Source organism: Desulfitispora alkaliphila (assembly GCF_050433185.1).
GTDB classification, from domain to species: domain Bacteria; phylum Bacillota; class Desulfitisporia; order Desulfitisporales; family Desulfitisporaceae; genus Desulfitispora; species Desulfitispora alkaliphila.
This window is the reverse complement of the sequence record NZ_JBNPXS010000061.1, coordinates 1-10,406: the sequence shown is the minus strand read 5'-3', so window position 1 is coordinate 10,406 and position 10,406 is coordinate 1. Positions and strand designations below refer to the sequence as shown.

Sequence of the window (10,406 nt, the reverse complement as noted above, 5' to 3'; positions counted from 1 at the left end):
CTATCCAGTTCCTGAGGCTGACCCATTGTTAGGTGACTATGAAATACTGAGAATGAGTGAGTATTAAAGAGAAATATTAACTTTATAGAAGGAGGTTTCACCTGGACATAAGGTGGCCTGCCATTTGTAAATAAATTACTCAGTCGGATCAACTACTGTACCGCTAAATAGGATTTCGTTAGTGTCTTCATCGTGAATAAGGAAGAAAAATGGACGATCAACTTTCATATTAAAGCTTTCTATAGCGACTGATTCTTTACCTACTTCTACAGAAGTTGCAGCTGCTGCCTCTGTTCCTTTTTCATCCACCTCTATGAAAGATTTATGCTTTACCTCGCTGATAAAGAGCCTTAAGCCCTCATCCCAGGACACCATGTTGTAAAAGTCCGCATTGTTTCTGAGCACGATAAAAGGTTTCATTTCGCTCAACAAAGTCATCAGCAAAATCAATGTTCTCTTTCATCCAGAGAGAATTAGCTATATTAATAGTTACAGAAGGATCAGCTACCTGTAAATAATACAAAAGCGCCAAGTTATTTTTGTTAAACTTATCTAGCTCCAAATCTTCAATTCCAAGAACTTCAGCCATGGCTTCTTTAGTTTCGCTACCAGAACCGTTATAAGTCATAGCAAGAGCAGTGTAGATGCTTGTAGGAGAAATAAATATGTTCTCATCTTCTGTCACCAGGTTCTGCAAAACTTTTATGCCAAAGTCATTAGAAGCATTAGAAATGCTTGGGTCAAAGACATCAAGTACTTCATTTTCCGGCTTAGGGATGTTCATGCCTCCCGTTGTAGTATCATTTTCGCACCCTGTTAAAAAAGTCATCCCTATTATTAAAAGCATTGATATAAAAACAATAGTAATAGATTTTTTCATTACCAAAACCCTCCTTGTTAAATTATTAGCTTTTTTTTATTTAGACGTTGATATGAGCATTAAGTTCCCTATATTGTTAGAGTGGAGGGTTCACAAAAGTAGTTAATGATTATATAATCAATTAATATAGTAGTTGATGATGAAAGATATGTACTGTATGGAGAGGGGATAGAAGCGCTGATTATTTGGAATAATATTACATAATAAGCTATCCATATAGTTGACGTTTACTTTTGAGGAGGATTTTTGCATGGAGATAGTCTTCATTGATAGAAGAACAGGTAAAAAAATAAAAGAAGTAGTGTCCGGGGAAAAGCTTTTGAGATGGGCTCATGAAACAAAAACAGGAGGGACTTTAATAGAGTATCTAGTAAAGAAAAAGTTTATAAACAGTTACTATGGCAAATTTCAAAATTTACCTTCAAGTAAGAAAAAAATAAAGAATTTTGTTCAAGAGCTTTCTATTGATATGAGCGAAGCGGAAAGAGAAAACTTAAATGATTATGAGAGCTTTAATGACTTCTTTGCCCGTAAACTTAAGGACCAAGCAAGACCGATTTGTAAGGACTCAGATTGTGTTATATCACCTGCTGATGGTAGGTTACTGGCCTATGAAAATATAGATATGAACAATGTAGTTCAAATAAAGGGGTCACATTATAATTTAAATGAACTTTTCCAGGATGAGAAATTAGCTTTAGAATATGACAAAGGGGTATGCATTGTTATCAGATTAAACCCTGCAGATTATCATAGATTTCACTTTCCCGATAGTGGAATACCCCAAGAATCCAAATCCATAAAGGGAAACTATTACTCAGTAAATCCTATAGCTTTGAAAAAAGTAGCCAAAATATACTGCCAAAACAAAAGGGAGTTTACCCAGTTCCAATCAGACAATTTTGGTAAAATTGTATTAGTGGAGGTTGGAGCAACCTGCGTGGGGACTATAATTCAAACTTATGAAGCTAATAAGAAGGTATTTAAAGGGCAGGAAAAAGGATACTTTAAATTTGGTGGTTCTACTGTAATAATGTTTTTCAAAGAAAATACTATAAAAGTGGATGAAGATCTTATTAAAAATACTGAAGAAGGCTTTGAAACAAAAGTAAATATGGGAGAACGTATTGCTAAAGCCAAATAAAGGCTTGAAATTAGGGCATCTGCCATGGGGTAGGTGTCTTTTGTTCTTTTAAAATATGATACAGGAAAAGAAGGAGGTGCGTAGAAGTTGTTCTAAAGCTAGAAATTGAAAGAATGGAGATAGTTACTTATGAAAACGATACCTATTATTTATGAAGACAACCACCTATTGGTAGTAAATAAACCACCTAATATTTTGACACAAGGGGATCGAACTGGAGATATAGATATGTTAACCTTGCTCAAACAAGACTTAAAAAAAAGATATGACAAACCGGGTAATGTTTATTTAGGGTTAATTCACCGATTAGACCGACCTGTAGGAGGCGTTATGGTTTTTGCAAAGACCTCAAAAGCTGCCTCGCGATTGTCAGATCAAATAAGAAGAAACGTATTCCAAAAAACCTATATGGCTGTTATTCACGGAAACCCATTAAAGAAGAGGGGAAGGTTGACCCATTACCTGGTAAAAGATAAGAGAACCAATATAGTTTCTACTGTTAGAAAGAGTACAGAAAAAGCTAAGAAAGCCATACTTGAGTATGAGCTAATGGAGAGTGCTCAAGACTTTAGTCTGGTTAAAATCAATCTACATACTGGAAGACCACATCAAATCCGCGTACAGTTTTCTACTATAGGGCATCCTTTATATGGAGACCAGAAATATGGGCGTAATAAAAAAGGGAGACAGATTGCTCTTGTCTCCGAACAAATTAGCTTTGAACACCCTACATTAAAAGAAGAAATGTCATTCAGTAGTAATATAAAGAAACATAAACCCTGGGATAAGTTTCATACGCTTTTTTAACAACAACACTTAATAGTGTAATTATTTTATTAAGAATTTCTAACAACAAGTAGTTCTTCGGATTTAGCGCAGCAACTATTTTCGCATCCTATAACATAAACGCGGCCTAGAGTACCTGATGGTACCTGCCACAGAATCTCAGCAACATCATCACCGGGACAGTTAATACCGATGAGACTAGCAAGTTCACAGGTTTCAGTACCAGTAGGCTCAAGGAAAAAGAATGCTCGGAAAACTGGACGATTAAATGTGGCTCTTACAATCACATTGGCATTTAGTTGGACAGCCCCGTCAACATCAGGTAGAGGCTCACCAGCCTCAGTCAGTAAACGTAGTGAAAGTACACGTAGGTCGCAAACAGGCTTTGGTTTAGGTGGCCTGGTTGGGATGCATATCACTTGACCTACAAAGATAATATCTGGGTTTACTATCTGTGGGTTAGCGGCCAGAATATCATCAACTGTTATTCCAAATCTGCGAGCAATACTAGCCAGTGTCTGGGTAGGTTTTACCGTATAAAATTTACCGTCGCATTTTTTTGGCGGTCGCGGGATATGCTCTCCTTTTAAAGGGTGCTTCGCACGTGTTAGCTTATTGTTATTCAAATGTATCATCTCCTTATTTAAATGCTAATACAGTATATGGCAAAAAATGAATAAAAGTGTCATTGACATAAATGGATTAGCTTAAGTTGTTAGGAGAACAATATGAATTGGAAAGGAGATACAATGAACAATTATAAATTAACTATACAATATGATGGCGGGCGCTATAAGGGTTGGCAGCGACTTGGCAATGATGAAAATACAATTCAAGGAAAAATAGAAAGTGTACTATCAGAGCTTTTAGATAAAAAAGTCGAAATAAATGGAAGCAGCAGAACAGATGCGGGAGTACATGCTTTTGCTCAAGTAGCAAACTTTAAGACTAACAAGAACGTTTCTGAAGCTCAAATTAAGAACTACTTGAATAAATACTTACCTCAAGATATCAGCATTACGGAAGTAATGGAAGTTTCTGATAGATTTCATTCTCAATATAATGCTAAAGAAAAAATTTACTTATATAAGATTTGGAACCAAGAATATTCAAATCCTTTTATGCGAAAGTATAGTATGCATGTTGAGAAAAAACTGAATATCCAAAAGATGATAAAGGCAAGCCAATATTTTATAGGGAAACACGACTTTACTGCCTTTACAAATGCCAAGTCCAAGAAAAAATCTATGGTACGTGAGATATATTCCATAAATATAGAAGAAAACAATGGAGTGATCCAAATTAGAGTGCGGGGAAATGGTTTTCTTCATAATATGGTTAGAAAGATTGTGGGTACATTGATAGAAGTTGGTTTGGGGCAAATAGAAGCTGACAGTATCCAGACTATTATGAATTCAAAAGAACGAAGGCAAACTGGCCTTATGGCAGCGGCATTTGGGCTATATTTGGAAAGGATTGAATTTGAAGAAAGCTAAAGAGGTTTTTAAAAGCTAGCCAGAGAATAATATAGTCATTAAGAAAAGGGGAGTGGAGTATTAGGTGAAAAAAATAGGGATAGTACTTTTAGTTTTAATAATGTTTCTTATATCAGGTTGCAGTTTAGACAACATCAATTTCGTCGAGGAAACTTCCAGTGGGACCTTGCAGTGCAATGAATTTGTTGCAGGTAGTATCTCTATTGAGAACAGAAACGGTAGCGTTAGAATAGAACAGTGGGACCAAAATTATATTAAAATACATTATGACAAGAAAGCGAGTGCTATTACTGAAGTCGATTTAGCTACTTACTTAGAGGAAACAATTATAGATATTATAGAAGAACAAGATTCTGTAGAAATTAGGACTATAGTTCCTGAGATAAAGAGAGGTAATGTCAGTGTATCTATGAGAATTCATGTGCCTGAGAGTGTGAATTTAGATGTTATAACCTCAAATGGGAGTATTACAGTGGAGCCTGGAATCCAAGGTGATCTTAAGTTAAGAAGCAGTAATGGCAGAATTAAAGTTGAGGGGCATATAGGAGAATTTGATTTAGAAACAAGTAATGGTAGTGTAAATGTAAATGACGTAAATGGCGGTGGTAAAATTAGAACATCCAACGGCAGTATCAATATAGAATATTCTAATGAAGCTAACCTCTTAGGCCAAGAGTATGATATCAGAGCAAGTAATGGGAAAATAACTGTTATATTTCCTGATGAGCTAGGGTTTGATTTAGATGCTAGAACTAGTAATGGAAGTATAAAGTCAAAATACCAGGAAATAGATGGGAAAATAGTAAAAGAAAGAATAAATGGTGGCGGGTTTAAACTAAATTTAGAGACATCAAATGGAAGTATATATATAAATAATTAAATATTACAATGAATTAAAAGGAGCTGCTACACCACGAACTCAAATAGTTCACTGTGTAACAGCTCCTTTTATAAGTGATAACGACTGTTTATCTTTTTTCCAAAGCAACGTACTCAGTTTGAGGTATCACATTTTTATAAGCAGGTCGAATGATTCTGCCTCCGCTTACTAGCTCCTCAATTCGGTGGGCCGCCCACCCAGGCATTCTTGCCATTGCAAAAATCGGCGTATATAAAGCAACAGGTATATTCAGCATTTTGTAAACAAAACCTGAATAGAAATCAACATTAGGCGTTATCATCTTAGTGTCCTTTTTTACTTCCGCAAACACCTGTGGTGCTAATTTTTCGATAGTGTTGTAGAGTCCAAATTCAAGCTGCATGTTCTTTTCTTCAGCTAATTCATGTGCTTTGTCCTTCATTAAAACAGCTCTTGGGTCAGATAAAGTATATACCGCATGACCCATACCGTAAATTAAGCCAGTTTTGTCAAAGGCCTCTTTTCTAATTATCTTAACTAGATAGTCTTCTACTGCCTTTTCGTTACTCCAATCTTTGACATTAGCTTTGATGTCATCAATCATCTTCATAACTTTTTTATTAGCGCCACCGTGTTTAGGTCCTTTTAATGAACCCACTGCAGCAGAAATTGCTGAATAAGTATCAGTATCTGATGAGGTTACAACATGGGTAGTAAATGTAGAGTTGTTCCCACCGCCATGTTCAGCATGCAAGATTAGGTTTAAATCTAGCAATTCAGCTTCTAACTCGCTATACCCATTATCTGCTCTTACCATATGCAATAGATTTTCAGCAGAGCTAAGTTCTTTTAGTGGTCTATGAATGTATAAGCTATTATTTTTGTAGAAATGCTCTTTAGCGTGATAAGCATAGGCAATCATAGATGGAACTTGAGCAATCAATTGGATACACTGGCGTAACACATTTTCCACACTTGTGTCGTCAGGGTTGCTATCATAAGAGTATGCCGTAAGTATATTTCGCCCTAACTTGTTCATAACATCCTTACTAGGTGCCTTTAAAATCATGTCTTCAATAAACCCTTCTGGCAACTCTCTATTATCTGCCAAAAGCATCTTAAATTCATTTAGCTCATCTTTGTTTGGCAACTGACCAAAAAGCAATAAATAACAAACTTCCTCAAATCCATGTCTTTTTTCCTTTTGATACCCTTTTACTAGGTCTTTGATTTCTATACCTCGATAAAATAATTGACCATGCTGTGGTACCCTTTCCCCGTTTTCATTTACTCTGTAAGCCCTAACATCACTAATTTCTGTTAACCCTATTAATACTCCTGAGCCATCTTTGTTTCGTAAGCCAACCTTAGCATCATGCTCGGAATATAGTTCATTAGGTATAGTATTATTTTCTACAGCTAAATTTGATAATTTTTTAAAATAATCCTTTTCAAACAAACACTCCTTCTCCATTTTTTTATCCCCCCCAATTAAATAATAAAAGTATGTGTTCTTTGTTTTTCAACAAAAGTAAATTGTAAATTGAATTCAGTCTTATGTATACTGTATAATTATACTTCTTAAGTTTTAATTATAATAAAAATCTTGAGAATATGCTACCTATATATTTAGATTTTACTATGTTTTGAAGTATTTTTTTCGAAACAGACCTAATTTAATTATTATATAATACTTGAAGACATTTAACCAGTGTCCTAAATCAGAAAAAAAGAGTAGAACTACTAAGTTTTCTGGAAAAAAAGTTAGGGATGGGCATGGGAAGAGTTAAAGGGAATACCCACATTGGGTGGGTATTTTTGTTTTAGCTTTGAAGTTCAGATTTAACTTGTTGAATTGTTGCATCATCAACAGCCATAGCTGGTTGATAGTACCCCTTTGTTTCTGCTATCTCAAACAGGGCATATTGAGAATCTTCACATGTATTTCTAAGCTGCTGAAGAGTGTCTCGCAATTGAGGATTTGCACATTCTGCTATGGCGTTGGAATAACATGTAAGCTTACTTTTTATCATTGAAAGAGCGTCATTAACCATTGTTTTATCTTGAAGCATATCTATAACCTCCTCTTAATTTAAGAATGCCATTAGCTTTTGTTTAGCAGTTTGAGCATCCTGAATTGATTTTTCAAAAAAAGCCTTAGCCTGAGGATCTGTGGCATTTTGTGAGTAATCTTGAAGCTTTAATGTAGCTGTATCATATGAGCTGATGAGAGATGACGAAGATTCTGCAATTCTATTTGATTTAAGTTAGACACAAAAAAACCTCCTTTTCTTAGTGCTCGTAATTAGTATTTATTAAGCCTGCAATAATATACCTAGCAAAGATTTGCATAACATTAATTCAAATTTGGGATAATGATTCATAATACTGTGAAAGGAGAGTGCATTATGTTTAATCCATTTGAACAAAAACCCATGCTAATAGAAGACGGTTTTATGGACTGGAAAACAATCTACCCCAAACCCTATTCTAAACACGACGTGGATCCATATACAAAGATACGCATTATTTTAATGAATGGTATTGAGGTGGAATCCATAATGTTTTCACATCAGTTCCATCGCAATTGTACAGACAATAACTTAAGACGTGAACTTGCAAATACCCGTCGGGTTGAGCAGTTGCAGCAAAAGCACATTAACTGGCTAAAGCCAATTGACGAAACTCCCCTAGAAACAACAATCGGATATGAGCATGTGGCAGTAGATCTAACTGCCTGGTTGGCTCAAAATGAGCCTGATCCTTATGTAAAGCAGACGTTGGATTTTGCTCTTTTAGAAGACTTTGATCACTTATATCGCTACGCTGATTTACTAGATTTAGATAAAAATATTCCCTCGCATCAATTGGTAAAAAACTATGTGGAAATTACACCTGGGCGCCCCACAATTGCAGAACATCGACACCCTAATGACACAGTAAGGGGATATGTAGACTTTAAAACTGCGGATATTCGCACCAAGTTAAATACCTTGATCATTACTGCAGCAGAACAGCAAACTATGAACTTCTACATGAACATTGGTAATACCTACTATAATGACTTAGGTCGTCAACTATATCAGGAGATTGGTATGGTTGAAGAAGAACACGTTACTCAATACGGCTCGTTACTTGACCCCAATGCAACCTGGCTTGAAAACCTTTTGTTACACGAATACAATGAATGTTACCTGTACTATTCTTTCTATCAAGATGAAATGGATCCAATTGTTAAACCTGTTTGGGAGATGCACCTTAATCAGGAAATTGCTCACTTGCATAAAGCAGCTGAGCTTCTAGCTAAATATGAGAACAAGGATTGGCAACAAGTTGTTCCTGGAGCCTTCCCAAAACTACTTCAATTTCATGATACTAGGGATTATGTGCGAAAAATTCTTGGAGAGCAGGTTGGCTTGACTGGAGATATGGAAGATTTGAAAAATGTAAATGACCTACCAGATGATCATACATTTTTCTCTTATCAAAACAAGGTAAATCACGACGTAAACGCTGTACCTAGTCATATGGTAATCGACCAGTATCAGCAGCTAAAAGGTCAGGATTATCGAGCAGAGGTAGACCAAAGTCCAGTAGCGGCACTAAGTAACCGACAAAGTGATAATGTGAGTATTGCCAGAGAAAAGCAAGAAATGTAAAGATAGAGACAGGCATGGATATATTAACTATCCATGCCTGTGTTAATATTACTCCTTATCCTCTTCTTTATAATCAGGAACTTCAAAACCCACCATATGATTAGTAGTGGGGGAAGCATTTATATGATAATCTAGCATATCAACTTCTTCTTTAGTTAGATCGGCTACATTCTTTACAGTCCCATCTGGAAGTCGTACAACCCTCTTTAACTTTGGTTTTTCTATTTTTTATCACCTCACTTGTTGGGTTAAATTTAGTTTTTCCACTTGTGCTATATTTAATCATGGACTTAAATAAGGGACAAACCTTAAGATTTAAGGTTTGTCCTTTTCTTGTTAGGTAAATAATTTACTTTCTCAAAAAAAATTTATTTTTAAAGGATAGATTCTGAGCTCTTATAGCGAATTAATAAGTGATACACCAGTTAAATAAAGGAAACGAGGATGCTTTGTATTATGTCATAGATAATTATGGTGGCCTGATAAAAAGCATAGTTGGAAAGCACTTATATAATTTGCAACACTTGCACGAAGAATGCTTAGATGATGTGCTATTAGCTGTTTGGGATAATATTGATAGTTTTTACCCAGAGAAAAATTCATTTAAAAACTGGGTAGCAGCAATAGCCAAGTATAAATCAATAGATTACAAGAGGAAGTACCTAAAGCACCCTATCTCTTGTTCTTCTATATAGTACTTGACAAATATCTCCCGATCTTCTGCTGTAAGATTGCTTAACAGGCTAAGACTATAAGGTTGTAGTTGGAAAAACTATCTATGATAAAGGGATTGGATCAAACTTGATGAAGTGCTAGTGGATCACGGTAGGATTGTGATAGCAAGTACATTCAGGTCACAAGAGGTTGATTTAGACAGGATTAGTATGTTTCCAGATGTTTTTATAAATGGGAAGAACATAAGTGTTGGTGGCAGTGGTAGCACAGAGCCGATAGACGATAACACTTATAGAGTTTTTTCTGCTATGAACATCGAAGATACTAAAATTGATCAAGACTTAAAAATTAGAATTTCCTATAACAACATTTTCAATTTTGATACTGGCAGGAGTTTGAGAGGAAAGTGGGATTTTCAATTTGAAGCTAATGGCGAAATGTTAATGGCTGAAACTAAGACAATAGATCTTAATAAAGAAATCAAATTGGATAATGGGCAGCAAATAATAGTGACAGATTTAAAAATTTCACCATTTTCAACTATGCTAAGCTATAATATGATAAATGGCAGTGAATATGATGTGTTTTTTGAAGTAGAAGACCAGGATGGAAATAAAATGCGGCCTATATCGGCACGAACCCTATCAGAGAAAAGCTACAACAGATTTGATATGCCTAATGACAATACTACCAAACTTACTATTACACCAATGGTACGCTGTGGGTTAGAGGGTGAAGAAAAAAGGAGAAACTTTGAGGTTTTAGAAGAACATGCATTTGAAGTTGATGTCAAATAGAAGGCCAGCGAAAGCTGATAACGATAGGTAAGGCTTTGATATAATCTCCACCTTTTCCCCCGTTCCACACCGTACGTGAGAGTTTCCCCTCATACGGCGTTCCATCAATA

11 protein-coding genes and 1 pseudogene are annotated in these 10,406 nt (G+C 35.6%); 7 read left to right on the top strand and 5 right to left on the bottom strand.

What is annotated here, in order from left to right:
- Positions 1 to 135: 135 nt before the first annotated feature.
- Positions 136 to 420: a serpin family protein gene (locus tag GGQ84_RS14675; protein ID WP_429163556.1), complete on the bottom strand. Its 285-nt coding sequence runs from the start codon at positions 418 to 420 to the stop codon at positions 136 to 138.
- Positions 359 to 880, bottom strand: a complete 522-nt coding sequence (locus tag GGQ84_RS14670) for a serpin family protein (protein WP_429163555.1) — start codon at positions 878 to 880, stop codon at positions 359 to 361. Before GGQ84_RS14670 ends, GGQ84_RS14675 begins: the two co-directional genes overlap by 62 nt.
- Before the next feature lie 250 nt (positions 881 to 1,130).
- Here GGQ84_RS14670 and GGQ84_RS14665 point away from each other — a divergent pair, with 250 nt between their 5' ends.
- Both GGQ84_RS14665 and GGQ84_RS14660 read left to right on the top strand, forming a co-directional pair.
- On the top strand, positions 1,131 to 2,024 hold the full coding sequence (locus GGQ84_RS14665) for a phosphatidylserine decarboxylase (RefSeq protein ID WP_429163554.1): 894 nt from the start codon (positions 1,131 to 1,133) through the stop codon (positions 2,022 to 2,024).
- A gap of 129 nt (positions 2,025 to 2,153) precedes the next feature.
- Positions 2,154 to 2,831, top strand: a complete 678-nt coding sequence (locus tag GGQ84_RS14660) for an RluA family pseudouridine synthase (RefSeq protein WP_429163553.1) — start codon at positions 2,154 to 2,156, stop codon at positions 2,829 to 2,831.
- A gap of 29 nt (positions 2,832 to 2,860) precedes the next feature.
- On the opposite strand, the gene GGQ84_RS14655 is transcribed toward GGQ84_RS14660, so the two are convergent.
- The gene (locus tag GGQ84_RS14655; protein ID WP_429163552.1) at positions 2,861 to 3,436 is read right to left on the bottom strand and encodes a LysM peptidoglycan-binding domain-containing protein; all 576 of its coding nucleotides are present in this window, start codon (positions 3,434 to 3,436) and stop codon (positions 2,861 to 2,863) included.
- A gap of 123 nt (positions 3,437 to 3,559) precedes the next feature.
- On the opposite strand from GGQ84_RS14655, the gene truA reads away from it, so the two are divergent.
- A complete protein-coding gene (truA, locus tag GGQ84_RS14650; protein WP_429163557.1) occupies positions 3,560 to 4,306 on the top strand; it encodes a tRNA pseudouridine(38-40) synthase TruA in 747 nt (248 codons plus the stop codon).
- Positions 4,307 to 4,370: 64 nt separating this feature from the next.
- Complete coding sequence (locus GGQ84_RS14645; protein ID WP_429163551.1) at positions 4,371 to 5,186, top strand: DUF4097 family beta strand repeat-containing protein; 816 nt, start codon at positions 4,371 to 4,373, stop codon at positions 5,184 to 5,186.
- 88 nt (positions 5,187 to 5,274) lie between these two features.
- On the opposite strand, the gene GGQ84_RS14640 is transcribed toward GGQ84_RS14645, so the two are convergent.
- Together GGQ84_RS14640 and GGQ84_RS14635 are read right to left on the bottom strand one after the other, a co-directional pair.
- Positions 5,275 to 6,639, bottom strand: a complete 1,365-nt coding sequence (locus GGQ84_RS14640; RefSeq protein WP_429163550.1) for a citrate/2-methylcitrate synthase — start codon at positions 6,637 to 6,639, stop codon at positions 5,275 to 5,277.
- A gap of 349 nt (positions 6,640 to 6,988) precedes the next feature.
- Complete coding sequence (locus GGQ84_RS14635) at positions 6,989 to 7,237, bottom strand: spore coat protein (protein WP_429163549.1); 249 nt, start codon at positions 7,235 to 7,237, stop codon at positions 6,989 to 6,991.
- A gap of 336 nt (positions 7,238 to 7,573) precedes the next feature.
- On the opposite strand from GGQ84_RS14635, the gene GGQ84_RS14630 reads away from it, so the two are divergent.
- From GGQ84_RS14630 to GGQ84_RS14620, 3 genes and pseudogenes are all read left to right on the top strand, one after another.
- On the top strand, positions 7,574 to 8,824 hold the full coding sequence (locus GGQ84_RS14630) for a hypothetical protein (protein WP_429163548.1): 1,251 nt from the start codon (positions 7,574 to 7,576) through the stop codon (positions 8,822 to 8,824).
- Between the two features lie 413 nt (positions 8,825 to 9,237).
- Positions 9,238 to 9,492: pseudogene (locus GGQ84_RS14625) on the top strand (sigma factor); the annotation flags it as partial.
- Positions 9,493 to 9,639: 147 nt separating this feature from the next.
- Complete coding sequence (locus GGQ84_RS14620; RefSeq protein WP_429163547.1) at positions 9,640 to 10,296, top strand: DUF5643 domain-containing protein; 657 nt, start codon at positions 9,640 to 9,642, stop codon at positions 10,294 to 10,296.
- Positions 10,297 to 10,406 lie beyond the last annotated feature (110 nt).